An 18,167-nucleotide genomic window follows, 5' to 3' on the forward strand; every position below is an offset into this window, starting at 1 on the left:
TGGAGCACCGGCTCTGCCGCCCCGGGACGGCGTGTCCCGGCCACCCCGTACGATCGAGGGATGAGCACGCGGATCGCCTTCCTCAAGGGTCACGGCACCGAGAACGACTTCGTGATCGTCCCGGACCCGGAGAACGCCATCGACCTCCCCCCGGCCGCCGTCGCCGCGCTGTGCGACCGCCGCGCGGGCATCGGCGGTGACGGGCTGCTGCACGTCGTGCGGTCCGCCGCGCACCCCGAGGCGAAGGACATGGCGGCCGAGGCGGAGTGGTTCATGGACTACCGCAACGGCGACGGCTCCGTCGCGGAGATGTGCGGCAACGGCGTCCGGGTGTTCGCGCGCTACCTGCAGCACGCCGGGCTCGTCACCGAGGGTGACATCGCGGTCGCCACGCGCGGGGGCGTGAAGCGCGCGCACCTCGACAAGGAGGGTGACGTCACCGTCGGCATGGGCAGGGCCCGCCTCCCCGAGGGGGGCGTCACGGTGAGCGTCGGCGAGCGCAGCTGGCCCGCGCGCAACGTGAACATGGGCAACCCGCACGCCGTCGCCTTCGTGGCGGACCTCGCGCACGCGGGCGATCTGTCGGCCCCGCCGCCGTTCAGCCCCGCTTCGGCCTACCCGGACGGCGTCAACGTCGAGTTCGTCGTGGACCGCGGCCCGCGGCACGTCGCCCTGCGCGTGCACGAGCGCGGGTCGGGCGAGACCCGCTCGTGCGGCACGGGCGCGTGCGCCGTCGCCGTGGCGGCCGCGCGCCGGGACGGCGCCGACCCGGCGGCCACCGGTGTGCCGGCGACGTACGTCGTGGACGTCCCCGGCGGACGCCTGGTGATCACCGAGCGGCCCGACGGCGAGATCGAGATGACCGGGCCCGCAGTGATCGTGGCCACAGGTGAGATCGATCCGGAGTGGCTGGAATCAGTCGCCCGCTGATTTGGCGAGAGCTTGGCATCGGAGGTGGGAGCGGCCTGACGGCCCGAAGGGTCGCCCCCGGGGGTCCGGTCGTGGGCTCGAATTCACGATCCAGATCAGGCCGGGTGGCGCAAAATCGTAAACCCCCGGTCCATCGCTCGAATGGGTGATCCGTTTCACGCTCGGCGAGAGGCGGTCGGTCGCGCGTGATGGGCTCGGTAGCATCAAGCACCGGCCCGGACGGGGGACCGTTCACCAGTCCCCTGAGCCGTGTCCGCCCTGGGACACCCCGTCCGCCGGTCCACGCAGCCGGAGGTGCCCATGAGTGCGGAGGCCACGAATCCCGCGACCCCAGGCCCGGTAGTGCCTTCAGCGCCCCGCAGGCGCAGTCGCCCCCGGATCGACCTGCGGCGCCTGGGCCGGGCGGCGCTGCTCGGCCCGGCCTCGCGCGGCCGGCTGCCCGACGCGATCGGTCACGTGGTCGAGGCCCATCGCGCCCACCACCCCGACGCCGACCTGGAACCGCTGCACCGCGCCTATGTGCTCGCCGAGTCCTCGCACCGCGGCCAGATGCGCAAGAGCGGCGAGCCCTACATCACCCATCCGCTCGCCGTGACCCTGATCCTCGCCGAACTCGGCGCGGAGACCACGGCCCTGACGGCCTCACTGCTCCACGACACCGTCGAGGACACCGATGTGACGCTCGATCAGGTCGGCGAGGAGTTCGGCGCCGAGGTGCGCTATCTCGTCGACGGCGTCACGAAGTTGGAGAAGGTCGACTACGGCGCGGCCGCCGAGCCCGAGACGTTCCGCAAGATGCTCGTCGCCACCGGCAACGACGTCCGCGTGATGTCGATCAAACTCGCCGACCGGCTGCACAACATGCGCACCCTGGGCGTGATGCGGCCCGAGAAGCAGGAACGCATCGCCAAGGTCACCCGCGACGTCCTCATCCCGCTCGCCGAACGTCTCGGTGTCCAGGCCCTCAAGACCGAGCTGGAAGACCTCGTCTTCGCGATCCTCCACCCCGAGGAGTACCAGCACACCCGCGAACTGATCGTCGACAACGCCTCCCGCGCGGACGACCCCCTCGCGGAGTTCGCCGAGGCGATGCGCGCGGTCCTGCGCGACGCCGACATCCAGGCCGAAGTCCTCATCCGGCCACGGCACTTCGTCTCCGTGCACCGCGCGTCCCGCAAACGCGGCCGGATGCGGGGCGCCGACTTCGGCCGGCTGCTGGTGCTGGTGAACGAGGACGCCGACTGTTACGCCGTCCTGGGCGAACTGCACACCTGTATGACGCCGGTCGTCTCGGAGTTCAAGGACTTCATCGCGGTCCCCAAGTTCAACCTGTACCAGTCGCTGCACACCGCCGTCGCCCGCGAGGACGGCCAGGTCGCCGAAGTCCTCATCCGCACCCACCAGATGCACAAGGTCGCCGAGGCCGGTGTCATCGCACTCGGCAATCCGTACACGGCTTCCGCGGAGGAGCAGACCCGGGGGCGGGTCCCGGCCGACGAGGAACGCGTCGACCCGACCCGGCCCGGCTGGCTCTCCCGCCTCCTGGACTGGCAGGAGGCGGCGCCCGATCCCGACACCTTCTGGTCCACCCTGCGCGAGGACCTCGCCCAGGACCGCGAGATCACCGTCTTCCGTCCCGACGGCGGCACGCTCGGCCTGCCCGACGGAGCCACCTGCGTCGACGCCGCGTACGCGCAGTACGGCGAGGACGCCCACGCCTGCATCGGCGCCCGGGTGAACGGCCGTCTGGCGACCCTCAGCACCGTTCTGCGGGACGGCGACACCGTCCAGCTCCTCATGGGCCAGGACCCCGCCTCGGAACCCTCCAGGGAGTGGCTGGAGCACGCCCACACCCCCGCCGCCCGCATCGCCATCCAACGGTGGCTGGCGACGCACCCCGCCCCGGCCGAGCACGAGGGCACGGAGCCGGCGGAGGACTCCGGGTCCGCCAGGACCGCCAAGGCAGCCGAGGCGACCGCCCGGCCCGCGCCCCACACGGTCACCGCGGACGGCCCCGCCTCCCGGCCCGGCGCCGCGATCACCGTCGTGGACCGGCCCGAGGCGAGCGTCCGGCTCGCCGGGTGCTGCACGCCCGTGCCCTTCGACGAGGTCACCGGCTTCGCGGTGCGCGGGGGAGTGGTGACCGTGCACCGCGCCGAGTGTTCCGCCGTGGCGCGCATGGCGAGCGCGGGGCGCGAAGAGGTCGACGTGCGCTGGGGTGACACCCGCGGCTGCCGGGTCACCCTGGTCGCCGAATCGTTCGGCCGCCCCCACCTGCTCGCCGACCTCACCGAGGCCATGGCGCTGGAGGGCGCCGAGATCGTCTCCGCGACCGTCGAGCCCCCGAGCCAGCAGCGGGTGCGCCACACGTACACCGTGCAACTCCCGGACGCCGGTCACCTGCCGAGCCTCCTGCGCGCCATGCGGAACGTGCCCGGCGTCTACGACGTGGGCCGCGCGCAGCATCACGCCACCGCCTCCCCGGAACCGGCGTAGGCGCTGCCCACGCGCGCGTGACGCGGACGGCCGCGCCGGTGTCCCCGCGCGCGGGGAGCGAGGGCGCGTCGCGCGGTTGCCCTCCCGGGCGTCAAGCACGCGCGCGTGCGCAACCCGTTCGAGTGGGCCGGGCGCGCGTCGCCGACGCCACGGACGCGCGCGCTGGTAGCGGTGGTGCATGCTGCTCACCCCCCGCGCCCGGCTGAAATCCGCGCTCCTCGCCTCGGCCGTATCCGTCTGCCTCGTCGCCGCGAGCGCCCCGGAGGTCCCGCTCGGTGTCGGCGACCGCCTCTTCCCGTACCTGGGCAACCCCGGGTACGACGTGGCCTCGTACGACCTGGCCTTCACCTACCCGGGCACCAACACCAAGCCCCTCCAGGCGGTCACCACCATCGACGCGTGGACCACCACCGCCCTGGACCGGATCAACCTCGACTTCGCCCAGGGCAAGGTCGAATCGGTCGAGGTCGACGGCGAACCCGCCACGTTCAGCAGTGCCGGCGACGACCTGGTGGTCACCCCGGAGGACTCGCTGCCCGCCGGCAGCTGGACGCGGATCACCGTGCGGCACACCAGCGATCCCGTGAGCAGCGGCGGCCGGGACGGCGGCTGGGTAAGGACCGCGGACGGCCTCGCCATGGCCAACCAGGCGGACGCCGCGCACCTGGTCTTCCCGTGCAACGACCACCCCTCCGACAAGGCGATGTTCACCATCCGGATCACGGCCCCCAAGGGCTACACGGCGGTCGCGGGCGGGCTGCCGACCGGTGTCGAGCGGGTCGGCGAGGCCACCACCTGGACCTATCGCACCCAGCACCCCATGGCCACCGAGCTCGCCCAGGTGTCCATCGGACGCTCTACGGTCGTGCACCGCGAGGGGCCGCACGCACTGCCCGTACGGGACGTCGTGCCCACGAAGGACCGCGATCTCCTCGAACCGTGGCTGAGGAAGACCCCCGACCAGATCGCCTGGATGGAGGGCAAGGTCGGTCCCTACCCCTTCGAGACCTACGGCCTGCTCATGGCGGAGGCCTCCACCGGGTTCGAACTCGAGACGCAGACCCTCTCGCTCTTCGAGCGAGACCTCTTCACGGAGCCCGGCTACCCCAAGTGGTACGTCGAGTCGATCATGGTGCACGAGCTGTCCCACCAGTGGTTCGGCGACAGCGTCAGCCCGCGCACCTGGTCCGACCTGTGGCTGAACGAGGGACACGCCACCTGGTACGAGGCGCTGTACGCCGAGGAGAAGGCGGGGCGCACCCTGGAGGCGCGGATGAAGGCGGCGTACGGTGCCTCCGACCGCTGGCGCACCACGGGCGGCCCGCCGGCGCAGCCCAAGGCCCCCAACCCCGGCCAGAAGATCAGCATCTTCCGGCCCAACGTCTACGACGGCGCGGCCCTCGTCCTCTACGCCCTGCGCCAGGAGATCGGCCGCACCGCGTTCGAGCACCTGGAGCGGGCGTGGGTCCACAACCACCGGGACTCCACGGCGACCACGGCCGACTTCGAGCGCCTCGCCCAGGAGATCTCCGGACGGGATCTGGCCCGGTTCTTCAAGGACTGGCTGTACGGCGAGAAGACCCCGCCGATGCCCGGCCACCCGGACTGGAAGCCGGCGGCACCGGTAGCCAAGGGCGAGCCGAAGGCCGCACCGAAGGTCTCCCCGCCGGTCGCGCGGGCCACGGAATAAGGCCGTGACGAGACGGGCCGTACCGTGCGACCATCGTGAGGTCGGCGCAACGAGGGACACGGGAATCTCCCGGCGCCCTCGCGCGTTGACCACCAAGAAGGCAGCCGTACCGGCATCCCACGACGTAAGGACCCAATGACCTCCTCTTCTTCCCCTTCCCAGGACACCCAGCGCGTGACGAACGCCTACCCCGAAGGTCTCCGGGCCGATGCCCTGATGGAAGAGGACGTCGCCTGGAGCCACGAGATCGACGGAGACCGGGACGGCGACCAGTTCGACCGCTCCGAGCGCGCGGCCCTGCGCCGCGTGGCGGGCCTGTCCACCGAGCTCGAGGACGTCACCGAGGTCGAGTACCGCCAGCTCCGTCTGGAGCGGGTCGTGCTCGTCGGTGTCTGGACCACGGGCACCGCGCAGGACGCGGACAACTCCCTCGCGGAGCTGGCCGCCCTCGCGGAGACGGCGGGCGCGCTGGTGCTCGACGGCGTCATCCAGCGCCGGGACAAGCCCGACGCGGCCACCTACATCGGCTCCGGCAAGGCCCAGGAGCTGCGCGACATCGTGCTCGAGACGGGCGCGGACACCGTCATCTGCGACGGTGAACTCAGCCCGGGCCAGCTGATCCACCTCGAGGACGTCGTCAAGGTCAAGGTCATCGACCGTACGGCCCTGATCCTGGACATCTTCGCCCAGCACGCCAAGTCCCGAGAGGGCAAGGCGCAGGTCGCGCTCGCGCAGATGCAGTACATGCTGCCGAGGCTGCGCGGCTGGGGTCAGTCACTGTCCCGTCAGATGGGCGGCGGCAAGGGCGGCGGCCTCGCCACCCGTGGCCCCGGTGAGACCAAGATCGAGACGGACCGGCGCCGGATCCGCGAGAAGATGGCGAAGATGCGCCGTGAGATCGCGGACATGAAGACCGGCCGCGAGATCAAGCGCCAGGAGCGCAAGCGCCACAAGGTGCCGTCCGTCGCCATCGCGGGCTACACCAACGCCGGTAAGTCCTCGCTGCTCAACCGCCTCACCGGCGCGGGTGTCCTGGTCGAGAACGCCCTGTTCGCGACCCTGGACCCGACCGTGCGCCGGGCGGAGACGCCGAGCGGCCGTCTGTACACGCTGGCGGACACGGTCGGCTTCGTCCGGCACCTGCCGCACCACCTGGTCGAGGCGTTCCGCTCCACCATGGAAGAGGTCGGCGAGTCCGACCTGATCCTGCACGTGGTGGACGGTTCGCACCCGAACCCGGAGGAGCAGCTGGCCGCCGTACGCGAGGTGGTCCGGGACGTCGGCGCCACCGGCGTGCCCGAGATCGTCGTGATCAACAAGGCGGACGCGGCCGACCCGCTGACGCTCCAGCGGCTCATGCGGATCGAGAAGCGCTCCATCGCGGTCTCTGCCCGTACCGGCCAGGGCATCGACGAGCTGCTCGCGCTGATCGACAACGAGCTGCCGAGGCCGTCGGTCGAGGTGGAGGCGCTCGTGCCGTACACCCACGGTGGCCTGGTCGCCCGCGCCCACACCGAGGGCGAGGTGATCTCCGAGGAGCACACGGCGGAGGGCACCCTGCTGAAGGTGCGGGTGCACGAGGAGCTGGCGGCGGACCTCGCACCGTACGTGCCGGCTCCGCTCGGCTGAGCCGTCGCGGCCCGCGTCATGCCCGAAGGCCCGCCCCCTGCGTCGAGCAGGGGGCGGGCCTTCGGCGTGCTCGGTTCACTGACGGCCGAGCTCACCGACCGCCGTACGTCTTGCTCATGTTCCGGTAGAGCGCCTCGGCCTCCCGGCCGAGCTGGGGCCCCGCCAGCCAGCTGTTGTCGGCCGGGCCGATCGACGTGTTGGAGACCAGCTCCGTCCTGCCGTCCACCACCCGGAACCAGCCGCCGCCGGACGAACCGCCGGTCATCGTGCAGCCGATGCGGTACATCGTCGGCAGCGACGGGTCGAGTGAGAACCGCCCCGGCCGGTCGAGGCACTTGAACATCTTCAGCCCGTTGTAGGGCGGTGCCGCCGGGTAGCCCCAGGCGCCCATCGAGGCAACCTCGGTCGCGGACGGCGCGGAGAAGTCCACGTCCAGCGCCGCGCCGACCGTCTCCTCCAGCGACTTGGAGCCCTGCTCCGGCGTCACGTGCAGCACGGAGTAGTCGTACGCCGCTCCCGCGCCGCCGGTGTCCGATCCGCCGGCGATCCACTCGTTCGACGTCGACGCCCAGTCGGCCCACCAGTTGCCGTAGGGCGCGATCTCCGACGCCGTGGCGTCGCCGAGCCGGGCCTCCGTCTTGCCGAGGTCGTTGTAGGCCGGGACGAAGACGAGGTTGCGGTACCAGCCGCCGTCGCCCCCGGCGTGCACACAGTGCCCGGCCGTCCACACGAGGTTGGACTTGCCCGGGTGGTTCACGTCCTTGACGACCGTACCGGAGCAGACCATCGCCCCCTCGGGCGAGTCGAAGAAGACCTTGCCGACCGGCGCCGCGTTCTCGTGGTACGGCGTCTTCTCGGCCTCCGCCTTCACGGCCGTCGGATCCGGATCGCTGACGCCCTGGTCGGCGGCGGCGTCCTTCGTGGTGACGGTCTTGTCGGCCTCCTTCGCGGACCGCATCCGCTCGGGCTTCCACAGCCCCTCGATCACCGGATTGACGAAGTCCTCGGCCGCGCTGAGCCACTTGTCCTTGTCCCAGTCCCGCCAGCCGCCGTCGGCCCACTTGTCGACGTCGACGCCGTGCTTCTCGAGCTTGTCGGCGATGTCGGCCGGGACCTGGACCTTGCCGTCACCGGAGCCGGTGGCCGTCCCGGAGGCGGTGGCGTCGGCCTTCGTGTCGTCGGAGCCGCTGCACGCGGTCGCCGTCAGGGCCAGGGCGGTGACGAGCCCGGCCGCGAGGAGGGTGCGCCGTCTGCCGTGCGGGCGCGCGACGGGCGTACGTGTGAAACGCATGGTGCGATGTCCCCCGTTGAAGCGTGTGAAGGTGATGCGTGTGGATCGTTGAACGTCCGAGCCGACTGGAATGTCATGAGCCTGACAGGCACGGGGTCGGGTCGACGCCGCGCTCGCTCACAGGCAACACCCCATCATGCCCGTGGAATTCGGGACGAACGGCGGTGGGACGGTGAAGGTTCCCGTCAGGCGTCCCACCGCCGATCAAGCTACTGACCGGCGAACTTGTCGCTCACCGAGTCGTACACACCCTTGGCCACGTCACCCAGCCGCGGTCCCGCGAGCCACCCCGCGTTGACCGGGCCGATCGAGGTGTTGGACACCAGCGCGGGCTTTCCGTCCGAGCCCGCCGCGACCCAGCCGCCGCCGGACGAACCGCCGGTCATCGTGCAGCCGATGCGGTACATCGTCGGGTCCGAGGAACTCAGCGAGAACCGTCCCGGCTTGTCCTGGCACTGGTAGAGCTTCTGCCCGTCGTACGGCGCCGCCGCCGGGTAGCCGGTCGCGGTGATGCTGCTCACCTTCGGCACGGCCGGGGCGTTGAAGTTCACCGGGAGTGCCGAACCGACCGTCTCCTCGAGGGACTTGCCCGTACCGCCCTCCTCCGGCGTCACATGGATGACGGCGTAGTCGTACGAGGCACCGTCACCGCCGGTCTGCCCGCCCTGCGCGATCCACTGGTCGGACGTCTTCGTCCAGTCGCCCCACCAGACCCCGTACGGAGCCACCTGTTCCTTGGTGGCCGTCTCCAACTGCTCGGCCGACAGGCCCGAATCGTTGTACGACGGCACGAACGCGATGTTGCGGTACCAGCCGCCGCCCTTGCCGGCGTGCACACAGTGGCCGGCCGTCCACACCAGGTTGGACTTTCCGGGGTGGGCGGGGTCCTTCACGACCGTCGCCGAGCAGACCATCGTGCCCTCGGGGGAGTCGAAGAGCACCTTGCCCGCCTCGGCGGCGTTCTCGTGGTACGAGGGCGAAACGGCCTTCGCGTCCACCTCCTGCGGCGTCGGGTCGGTCACGCCCTGGTCGCCGGAGAGGTCGTTCTCGTCGACGCTCCGGTCCGGGTCCTCGGCCTCCCGCATCCGGTCCGGGTCCCACAGGCCCTCGATGATCGGGTTGACGTAGTCCTGCGCCTCACGCAGCCAGTCGTCCTTGTCCCAGTTCTTCCAGGCGCCGTTCTTCCACTTGTCGAGGTCGATCCCGTGCTCTTTGAGCCTGTCCTTGATGTCGTCCGGGATTGTGATCTTGCCGTCGCTGCCGGTCGACGCCGTCGCGCCGGACTGGTTGTCCGCGTTGGTGTCGCCCGAATCACAGGCGGTCGCGGTGAGCGCGAGCACCGAGGCGAGGGCCACGGCGCCCAGGACGGGGGAGGTTCTGCGGCGCGCGTTCCTCCCTCGCCGAGCGGTGAACGACGGCCGTATGGATCGCATGATCTGACTCCCCCTGCTGTCAACGAACTTGAAGTGCCGGCCGCCCCGCCGAGTGGAACTCATGGTGATCTCACACCGAGTTCAAGCGGGTCTCACGGCCATGTGTGATGCCACCACACGATATGCGGTCGCCGCGGGGGACTCCCGACCGAATGGCAACTGTTCCGCCACAGACCGCGGACAGAACCGGCCAGGAGCGGGACCGCGGGGAGCGCGTGGAGCACGCGGGCGCGCGCCGACGTCGGCGTGGCCACCGTCATTCCCGTGACGACCCGTAACCAGCGCGGCCTTCCGGTGTTGGTAGCGATGAGGGCTGTTGTGTGTGCTCGCCTCCGACGGGCGGGAGGACAGGGGGAGGCGTGGCCGTGACCGAGCCAGTACCCGAGGAGGCCCCTTCGGGGCGTGCCACCGGAACTCGCGCCGACGGAGCCTTCGATGCCGGATCTCCGGACCCCGGGTCGCCGGGCCCCGGGTCTCCGGCCAGCGGCTCTCCGGGCCCCGGGTCTCCGGTCAGCGGCTCTCCCGTCGCCGGCTCTTCCGTCGCGGGAGCCCACTTCGCCGGAACGGCCGCCGCGGTGAGCCGGCCGGACGGCCGGCCCGCCTACGAGGGGATCCTCCGGCGTCAGTCCGCTCGCGAGTCCGCGGCACGCACCTATGCGCGGGCCCTGCCGATCGTGCCGGTCCGGGCGCGCGGGCTGACCATCGAGGGCGCGGACGGCCGCCGATACCTCGACTGCCTCTCGGGCGCCGGAACGCTCGCGCTCGGCCACAACCATCCCGTCGTGCTGGAGGCCATCCGCAAGGTCCTCGACTCGGGGCCCCCCTGCACGTCCTCGACCTCGCCACCCCGGTCAAGGACGCCTTCGTCACCGAACTGTTCCGGACACTGCCCCCCGGTCTCGCCGACCACGCGCGGGTGCAGTTCTGCGGACCGGCCGGAACGGACGCCGTGGAGGCCGCACTCAAGCTGGTCCGGGCCGCCACCGGCCGCACCGGTGTCCTGGCCTTCACCGGTGCGTACCACGGGATGACCGCCGGATCCCTCGAAGCCTCCGGGGGTGCCTTCGACGTGCGGGTGGCGCGGCTGCCCTATCCGCAGGACTACCGCTGTCCCTTCGGTATCGGCGGCGAGCGCGGCGCCGAACTCGCCGCCCGCTGGACCGAGTCCCTCCTCGACGATCCCAAGTCGGGGGTGCGGCAGCCCGCCGGGATGATCCTCGAACCGGTCCAGGGCGAGGGCGGGGTGATTCCCGCACCGGACGGGTGGATGCGGCGTATGCGGCAGATCACGGCCGAGCGCTCGATCCCCCTGATCGCCGACGAGGTCCAGACGGGCGTGGGCCGGACCGGTGCCTTCTGGGCGGTGGAGCACAGCGGGGTCGTCCCCGACGTGATGGTCCTGTCCAAGGCCATCGGAGGCAGCCTGCCGCTCGCCGTCGTCGTCTACCGTGACGCCCTGGACGTCTGGCAACCCGGTGCCCACGCGGGCACGTTCCGCGGAAACCAGCTCGCCATGGCCGCCGGTACGGCCACCCTCGCCTACGTCCGCGAGAATCGTCTCGCCGAACGCGCGGCCACCCTGGGAGGCCGCATGCTCAGCCAACTGCGCGTTCTCGCGGAGGAGTTCCCGTGCATGGGTGATGTACGGGGCCGCGGGCTGATGATCGGGGTCGAGATGGTGGACCCCGAGGGGGAGCGCGGGTCCGGTGCCGTCGGCGCTGCGCAGGGCGTCGGACAGGGCGCAGCGCAGGCCGGTGGAACGCCCGGCGCGTCCGCCGACGGTGTCCGCGCCCCCGGCGTTCCGCCCCGCCCGACGCCGCCTGCGGCTCCCGGGCGCGCCCCCCGCCCCGCCGCCCCCGCACTGGCCGCCGCCGTCCGACGGGAGTGCCTGCGGCGGGGCCTGATCGTCGAACTCGGCGGCCGTCACGCCAGCGTCGTACGGCTGCTTCCGCCCTTGACGATCACCGACGAGCAGGCCGCCGCGGTGCTCGACCGGCTGTCGGACGCGATGGCGGCGGTGTCCCGCGACCACCTCCGCGGTGCCGGGCCGAGGGTGCCCGATCAGCCGAACCATCAGCCCGAGCGCCGGCATCAGCCGGAGTACCGGGCCCAGCACCAACCTCACCCACCGAACCGGCCGGGCCGTCCGTCGGGGCCCGACCGGCGCCAGGACGGTCATGCCGGGTGGACGGGGTAGCCCCGGGCGGCCGCCGGCGTACCCCCGGGCCCGCGGACGCCGGCGGCACCGGTGTCGACCCCTCCATCGGCGGGCGTCGCCCACGCGACCCGCGGGCGCGTGGGCTCCGCACCACCGCCCGCCCGCGGCCGACCCCATCACTTCACGAGGAACGACCTTGACCACCTCCTCCCACCAGTCCACTTCCTCCCACCAGTCCACCTCCCGCACGTCCCCCGTCCCGCACCAGCAGCCAGACGCCGTCCGCGTGGCATCGCCGAGCCGCGGCGCCGATCTCCTGGACCACCCCGATCCGCACATGGCGGCCGACGCGGCCACCGTGGAGAACCTGCTGCGCTGCTGGGTGCGCGAGACGGGCCTGCCCGCACCCCAGGACGGCGTCCTGCGCGTGCCGCTGCCCGCCAGCGGCGTCACCCTGCTCGCCCCCGTCCACTACTGGTCTCCGACCGGCTGGCACCGCTTCGGCTTCCCGCGCCTGGCCTGTTCACCCGAACACTCCCCGCCCGCGGACGCCGTCACGGTCGCGGCCCTGCTGGTCCGCGAGACGCTCCGGGACGGCGGCCGTCCGTCCGGCGCGACAGCCGTAGCCGTGGCAGCGGCCCGTGCGGGTGCCGTCCCGGTGGAGCGCGCCACCGCTGCCGAGCCGACGCCCCGTAGCGCGCCCCCTCACAGGAGCAGTGGCGAAGGCACCGACCTGGTCGCCCGCGTCGCCGACTCCGTCCGGCGCACCGCGGAGTTCATCGGTGAGCGCCGGAAACGCCCCGACGACCGGGCCGACCTGTTCCTGACCGCGGAACAGGCCCTGCTGCTCGGGCATCCGCTGCACCCGACGCCGAAGAGCCGGGAAGGCCTCTCGGAGGGCGAAGCGCGGCTCTGCTCACCGGAGTCGCGCGGCTCCTTCCCTCTTCGCTGGCTCGCCGTCGCTCCCTCCGTGGTCGCCACCGACTCCGCCTGGACCGAAGGCGGCCGTCCCGTCCCCGCCGCCCGGTTGACGGCCCGGCTCGGCGGCGCCGGGCTGCCGTTGCCGACCGGGTTCGCCGCCCTGCCGGTGCACCCCTGGCAACTGCGCGAGGCCCGGCACCGCCCCGAGGTGGAGGCCCTGTTCGACGCCGGACACCTCCAGGACCTGGGCGCCCACGGCCCTGCGTGGCATCCGACCTCCTCCGTACGCACCGTGCATCGGACCGGGGCCCCCGCGATGCTCAAACTGTCGCTCGGTCTGCGCATCACCAACTCCCGTCGTGAGAACCTCCGAAAAGAACTCCACCGTGGTGTCGAGGTCCACCGGCTTCTGCGCGCGGGCCTGGCCAAGCAGTGGCAGGCTGCCCACCCGGACTTCGACATCGTCCGGGATCCGGCCTGGCTCGCGGTCGACGGTGCCGACGGCCTCCCGCTGACGGGCCTCGACGTGGTGATCCGCCACAATCCGTTCGCCCCGGAGGACGACGTCTCCTGCGTCGCCGGTCTCGTCGCACCCCGGCCGGACACTGCTGGCGCCCACCGCTCCCGGCTGAGCGCGATCGTCGGGCACCTCGCCGCACGGACGGGCCGGCCGCTGTCGGCTGTCGCCGCCGAGTGGTTCCTGCGCTACCTGGAGCATGTCGTCCGCCCCGTCCTGTGGCTCGACGGTGAGGCGGGGATCGCCCTGGAGGCGCATCAGCAGAACACGCTCCTCCTCCTGGACGCCGACGGCTGGCCCACCGGCGGCCGCTACCGCGACAACCAGGGCTACTACTTCCGCGAGTCCGGCCGCGCGGAACTCGAGGCCCGGCTGCCCGGCATCGGCGAACACAGCGACACCTTCGTGTCCGACGACGTCACCGATGAGCGCTTCGCCTACTACCTGGGCATCAACAACGTGCTCGGACTCATCGGCGCGTTCGGTTCCCAACGGCTCGCCGACGAGCGGCTGCTGCTCGCCGCCTTCCGGCGCTTTCTCGCCGACGCCGCCTCCGGCCCCCGCCGGCTGCGCGGCTCGCTGCCCGCCCGACTGCTCGACTCACCCCGCCTGCGCTGCAAGGCCAATCTGCTGACCCGGTTGCACGGCCTCGACGAACTCGTCGGTCCCGTGGACACCCAGTCCGTCTACGTCACCATCGCCAACCCCCTGTGCTCCTGAGCCGCAGCTGCACCGGCCACCCCGACCCCTGCCCTTCTCCGAGGAACACATCCCGCCCGACCTGCCGAGAGGAGCTGCCGTGGCTCCCGTCGAGACGGCTGCCGACAGCCGCCGTACCCTTCCCGCCGCCTCCGACCTGCTCGACAGCGTCGGCGGCTGGGGGCCCGCCGCCACCCCGGCGGGTGTGTTCCACCTGATCCCCGTACAGGTCGAGAGGGACCTCCCGCTCGTCTGCCGGTGGATGAACGACCCCGTTGTCGCGGCGTACTGGGAACTGGCGGGACCCGCGTCCAGGACGGCGCGGCACCTGCGCCGCCAGCTCGCCGGCGACGGGCGCAGCATGCCCTGCCTCGGAGTGCTGGAGGGCAGGCCGATGAGCTACTGGGAGATCTACCGGGCGGACCTCGACCCGCTGGCGCGCCGCTACCCGGCCCGACCGCACGACACCGGCGTCCATCTGCTCATCGGCGGTGGCGCCGACCGCGGGCGAGGCCTCGGCAGCCGTCTGCTCGCAGCAGTCGCCGACCTGATCCTCGACAGGAGGCCCGCTTGCGCACGGGTCGTCGCCGAGCCCGACCTTCGCAACATTGCGTCCATCGCCACCTTCCTGAGCGCGGGGTTCCGGTTCCTGGCAGAGGTCGACCTGCCCACCAAGCGGGCCGCGCTCATGGTGCGGGACCGGGCCCCGCGTGATCCGTCATGACGCCGAGTGATCGAGCCGTCACACATGGAACGTCCGTCGCACCGCATGAGTTCCCGCCCCCGCCGAGGCCCGCCCTCCCCGCCCCCACCGGGAAACCCACCGCCTTGATCCCCTCCCGCCCGTCCGCCTTGACCACACGTTTGTCAGTGCCGCGCCGTAGGGTGGTCGCGCTATGACGAAGCCCTCACTCCCCGAACTCCTGCACGCTGCCGTCACCGCCGTCGGCGGCACGGAGCGCCCCGGCCAGGTGACCATGGCCGAAGCCGTCGCCGAGGCGATCGACGACGGATCCCATCTGCTGGTCCAGGCCGGCACCGGCACCGGCAAGTCGCTCGGCTACCTCGTGCCCGCACTCGCGCACGGGGAGCGCGTCGTGGTCGCGACCGCCACGCTGGCCCTCCAGCGCCAGCTCGTGGAGCGGGACCTGCCGCGTACGGTCGACGCGCTGCATCCGCTGCTGCGCCGGCGCCCCGAGTTCGCGATGCTCAAGGGCAGGTCGAACTACCTTTGCCTGCACCGACTCCATGAAGGAGTCCCGCAGGACGAGGAGGAGGGTCTCTTCGACCAGTTCGAGGCGGCCGCGCCCACCAGCAAGCTGGGCCAGGACCTGCTCCGGCTGCGGGACTGGTCGGACGAGACCGAGTCCGGTGACCGGGACGACCTCACGCCGGGTGTCTCCGACCGGGCCTGGGCGCAGGTGTCGGTGTCCTCCCGGGAGTGCCTGGGAGCCACGAAGTGCGCCTACGGCGCCGAGTGCTTCGCGGAGCTGGCCCGCGAGCGGGCCAAACTCGCCGAGGTCGTCGTCACCAACCACGCGCTGCTCGCCATCGACGCCATCGAGGGTGCGCCGGTCCTGCCGCAGCACGAGGTGCTGATCGTCGACGAGGCCCACGAGCTGGTCTCGCGGGTCACCGGTGTGGCCACCGGCGAGCTCACTCCCGGCCAGGTCAACCGGGCCGTACGCCGGGCGGCGAAGCTGGTCAACGAGAAGGCGGCCGACCAGCTGCAGACCGCCGCCGAGGGCTTCGAGCGGCTCATGGAGCTGGCGCTGCCCGGCCGCCTGGAGGAGATCCCGGAGGATCTCGGGTACGCCCTCATGGCGCTGCGCGACGCAGCGCGGACCGTCATCTCGGCCATCGGCGCGACCCGCGACAAGTCGGTCCAGGACGAGGACGCGGTCCGCAAGCAGGCGCTGGCGTCCGTGGAGAGCGTGCACGATGTGGCGGAGCGGATCGTCAACGGTTCCGAGTACGACGTCGTCTGGTACGAGCGGCACGACCGTTTCGGTGCCTCCGTGCGCGTCGCTCCCATGTCCGTCTCGGGCCTGCTGCGGGAGAAGCTCTTCGCCGACCGCTCCGTGACCCTGGCCTCGGCGACCCTGAAGCTGGGCGGGGACTTCAACGGTGTGGGCGCCTCGATGGGGCTCGCGCCGGAGGGCACCGAGGGCGAGGACGTCCCGCAGTGGAAGGGCATCGACGTGGGGTCGCCCTTCGACTACCCCAAGCAGGGCATCCTCTATGTGGCCAAACACCTGTCGCGTCCCGCGCGGGACGGCGACCGCGGCGACATGCTCGACGAACTGACCGAGCTGATCCAGGCGGCCGGCGGGCGCACGCTCGGCCTGTTCTCCTCCATGCGGGCCGCGCAGCTCGCCGCCGAGGAACTGCGCACGCGTGTCCCCGAGTTCCCGATCCTCCTCCAGGGCGAGGAGACACTCGGTGAGCTGATCAAGAACTTCGCGGCGGATCCGCAGACCTGCCTCTTCGGCACGCTGTCGCTCTGGCAGGGCGTGGACGTCCCCGGTCCCAGCTGCCAGCTGGTCGTCATGGACAAGATCCCGTTCCCGCGCCCGGACGACCCCCTGATGAGCGCCCGCCAGAAAGCGGTGGAGGATTCCGGCGGCAACGGCTTCATGGCCGTCGCGGCCACCCATGCGGCGCTGCTGATGGCCCAGGGCGCGGGACGACTCGTACGGGCGTCGGGGGACCGCGGCGTGGTCGCCGTACTGGATCAGCGACTGGCGACGGCCCGCTACGGAAGCTACCTGAAGGCGTCCCTGCCGGACTTCTGGTACACGACGGACCGCAATCAGGTCCGCAGGTCGCTCGCGGCGATCGACGCGGTGGCCAAGCAGGCGGAGGCACAGTGAGGGAGGGGGCCGTCCCGCTTCCGGGACGGCCCCCTCCCTCACGGCTCATCGGGTGCACCGCTGAACGGGTACAGCACTGTTCGGGTACAGCACAGGGCCCCGGAACCGGCGCAGGGATCCCGGGGCCCAGCTTCAGGGGCGGACGGAGGCGACCCGTCCACCGCCGTACTCAGACGCGGCGGAGTACGGCCACCACCTTGCCGAGGATGGTCGCGTCGTCGCCCGGGATCGGCTCGTAGGCGGCATTGTGCGGGAGGAGCCACACATGGCCGTCCTCGCGCTTGAAGCGCTTGACGGTGGCCTCGCCGTCCAGCATTGCCGCCACGATGTCGCCGTTCTCGGCGACGGGCTGCCGGCGGACGGTGACCCAGTCGCCGTCGCAGATCGCGGCCTCGATCATCGAGTCACCGACGACCTTCAGGACGAACAGCTCGCCATCACCCACCAATTGCCTCGGGAGGGGGAAGACGTCCTCGACCGACTCCTCGGCGAGGATCGGGCCACCGGCGGCGATGCGGCCGACCAGCGGGACGTACGACGCGGCGGGCTTGCCGGCGGTGTCCGTGGGCTGCACGGAGCTGGCCTGGTCGGAACCGCGCACCTCGTAGGCGCGCGGCCGGTGCGGGTCGCGGCGCAGGAAGCCCTTCCGCTCCAGTGCCATCAGCTGGTGGGCGACCGAGGACGTGCTGGACAGGCCGACCGCCTGACCGATCTCGCGCATGGACGGCGGGTAGCCGCGCCGCTGTACGGAGTCCCTGATGACCTCGATCACTCGGCGCTGCCGGTCGGTGAGTCCCGAGCTGTCGGCGCGGATGCCTGGAGGTCGCCCAGGCAGAGAGCGCTTGTGTCCCTCGGGATTCATGGCTTCGTTCATCGCATGCACCGGCTCGAGTCGGCCCTGGGAGCGGTCCTGGGCAGTGATGGTGGCACTGTCTGCGGTGGTGGTCACGTCGGCCCCTCTCGATTGTCTCCCTGCTGGACAACGGTAGTTGCTTTCGAAAGGTTGCGCCAAACACACGTTCGAGTGAAAAAGCGTGGATAGCCTGACTTGATCATGTGTCTGGGTGTATGGCTAACGTGGCGCCCGACGGACAAAAGGGCTCATTGTTGTACTCTTCTGCGCCGAGACGGATGACCTTGTGAGGTGTGGCCTCAGTCTGCCATCCGGCGCCCCGCAGACAGGGAATCGACCCCGCTCTGCGCGAGAGTCGCACCTCTCCTCCCTGCGGCGCCCACGGTATCGCCGTATCCGGCGCGCCGATACGGGTGCACACGCGCGTGCGCGGGTGGCTTCCGGGTGCTGGGTGTGACGGCGGGATCGCGAGGGGTGAAGGTGTCGGACGCGACACGCGTTACAGCCTGGATGTATAGGCCAGGCCCCCACATGTAGTGGTTGGATTGCATCAGCGGCCCAGAAGTTGTGGTCCCCGGTGTCTTCGGATGCTCATGGATCCCCTATGCTTGGGGCTGCTTCGAGGGGCCCGTGAGGTCCGGCGAGGCCATTGAGTCTGCTGTGAGGAGGGTTGGAGT

10 protein-coding genes and 1 pseudogene are annotated in these 18,167 nt (G+C 71.6%); 8 read left to right on the plus strand and 3 right to left on the minus strand.

Annotated elements, in window-relative coordinates; genetic code table 11:
* Nucleotides 1–60 precede the first annotated feature (60 nt).
* The 4 genes from dapF to hflX all read left to right on the plus strand — a co-directional run bounded on the left by dapF (nucleotide 61) and on the right by hflX (nucleotide 6,745).
* Nucleotides 61–930: a diaminopimelate epimerase gene (dapF, locus tag ASD48_RS33575; protein ID WP_057605658.1), complete on the plus strand. Its 870-nt coding sequence runs from the start codon at nucleotides 61–63 to the stop codon at nucleotides 928–930.
* Nucleotides 931–1,230: 300 nt separating this feature from the next.
* The gene (locus ASD48_RS33580) at nucleotides 1,231–3,426 is read left to right on the plus strand and encodes an HD domain-containing protein (protein WP_057605659.1); all 2,196 of its coding nucleotides are present in this window, start codon (nucleotides 1,231–1,233) and stop codon (nucleotides 3,424–3,426) included.
* Nucleotides 3,427–3,604: 178 nt separating this feature from the next.
* Complete coding sequence (locus ASD48_RS33585) at nucleotides 3,605–5,116, plus strand: M1 family metallopeptidase (protein ID WP_057605660.1); 1,512 nt, start codon at nucleotides 3,605–3,607, stop codon at nucleotides 5,114–5,116.
* A gap of 135 nt (nucleotides 5,117–5,251) precedes the next feature.
* Nucleotides 5,252–6,745 carry a GTPase HflX gene (gene hflX / locus ASD48_RS33590; RefSeq protein ID WP_057605661.1) on the plus strand — a complete coding sequence of 498 codons (1,494 nt, stop codon included), beginning with the start codon at nucleotides 5,252–5,254 and terminating at the stop codon, nucleotides 6,743–6,745.
* Between the two features lie 91 nt (nucleotides 6,746–6,836).
* Here hflX and ASD48_RS33595 read toward each other — a convergent pair whose 3' ends face one another.
* On the minus strand, nucleotides 6,837–8,036 hold the full coding sequence (locus ASD48_RS33595; protein WP_057605662.1) for a hypothetical protein: 1,200 nt from the start codon (nucleotides 8,034–8,036) through the stop codon (nucleotides 6,837–6,839).
* 209 nt (nucleotides 8,037–8,245) lie between these two features.
* Nucleotides 8,246–9,469, minus strand: coding sequence for a hypothetical protein (locus ASD48_RS33600; protein ID WP_057605663.1), 1,224 nt, complete (start codon nucleotides 9,467–9,469; stop codon nucleotides 8,246–8,248).
* A gap of 575 nt (nucleotides 9,470–10,044) precedes the next feature.
* Between ASD48_RS33600 and ASD48_RS33605 the strand changes: the two are divergent.
* The 4 genes and pseudogenes from ASD48_RS33605 to ASD48_RS33620 all read left to right on the plus strand — a co-directional run bounded on the left by ASD48_RS33605 (nucleotide 10,045) and on the right by ASD48_RS33620 (nucleotide 16,637).
* Nucleotides 10,045–11,666 (plus strand): annotated as a pseudogene (locus ASD48_RS33605) (diaminobutyrate--2-oxoglutarate transaminase family protein).
* A gap of 247 nt (nucleotides 11,667–11,913) precedes the next feature.
* Nucleotides 11,914–13,785: an IucA/IucC family protein gene (locus ASD48_RS33610; RefSeq protein ID WP_242432830.1), complete on the plus strand. Its 1,872-nt coding sequence runs from the start codon at nucleotides 11,914–11,916 to the stop codon at nucleotides 13,783–13,785.
* Nucleotides 13,786–13,864: 79 nt separating this feature from the next.
* Nucleotides 13,865–14,488: a GNAT family N-acetyltransferase gene (locus ASD48_RS33615; protein WP_057605665.1), complete on the plus strand. Its 624-nt coding sequence runs from the start codon at nucleotides 13,865–13,867 to the stop codon at nucleotides 14,486–14,488.
* Between the two features lie 172 nt (nucleotides 14,489–14,660).
* A complete protein-coding gene (locus ASD48_RS33620) occupies nucleotides 14,661–16,637 on the plus strand; it encodes an ATP-dependent DNA helicase (protein WP_057605666.1) in 1,977 nt (658 codons plus the stop codon).
* Between the two features lie 169 nt (nucleotides 16,638–16,806).
* On the opposite strand, the gene lexA is transcribed toward ASD48_RS33620, so the two are convergent.
* Nucleotides 16,807–17,586, minus strand: coding sequence for a transcriptional repressor LexA (gene lexA / locus ASD48_RS33625; RefSeq protein ID WP_028806029.1), 780 nt, complete (start codon nucleotides 17,584–17,586; stop codon nucleotides 16,807–16,809).
* Between the last annotated feature and the right edge of the window lie 581 nt (nucleotides 17,587–18,167).

It is taken from the genome of Streptomyces sp. Root1310 (assembly GCF_001426425.1).
Lineage (GTDB): Bacteria > Actinomycetota > Actinomycetes > Streptomycetales > Streptomycetaceae > Streptomyces.

Excerpts from the sequence above, each read along its gene's own strand:
- dapF (WP_057605658.1), top strand. The coding sequence starts at position 61 with ATGAGCACGCGGATCGCCTTCCTCAAGGGTCACGGCACCGAGAACGAC.
- ASD48_RS33580 (WP_057605659.1), top strand. The coding sequence starts at position 1,231 with ATGAGTGCGGAGGCCACGAATCCCGCGACCCCAGGCCCGGTAGTGCCT.
- ASD48_RS33585 (WP_057605660.1), top strand. The coding sequence starts at position 3,605 with ATGCTGCTCACCCCCCGCGCCCGGCTGAAATCCGCGCTCCTCGCCTCG.
- hflX (WP_057605661.1), top strand. The coding sequence starts at position 5,252 with ATGACCTCCTCTTCTTCCCCTTCCCAGGACACCCAGCGCGTGACGAAC.
- ASD48_RS33595 (WP_057605662.1), bottom strand. The coding sequence starts at position 8,036 with ATGCGTTTCACACGTACGCCCGTCGCGCGCCCGCACGGCAGACGGCGC.
- ASD48_RS33600 (WP_057605663.1), bottom strand. The coding sequence starts at position 9,469 with ATGCGATCCATACGGCCGTCGTTCACCGCTCGGCGAGGGAGGAACGCG.
- ASD48_RS33620 (WP_057605666.1), top strand. The coding sequence starts at position 14,661 with ATGACGAAGCCCTCACTCCCCGAACTCCTGCACGCTGCCGTCACCGCC.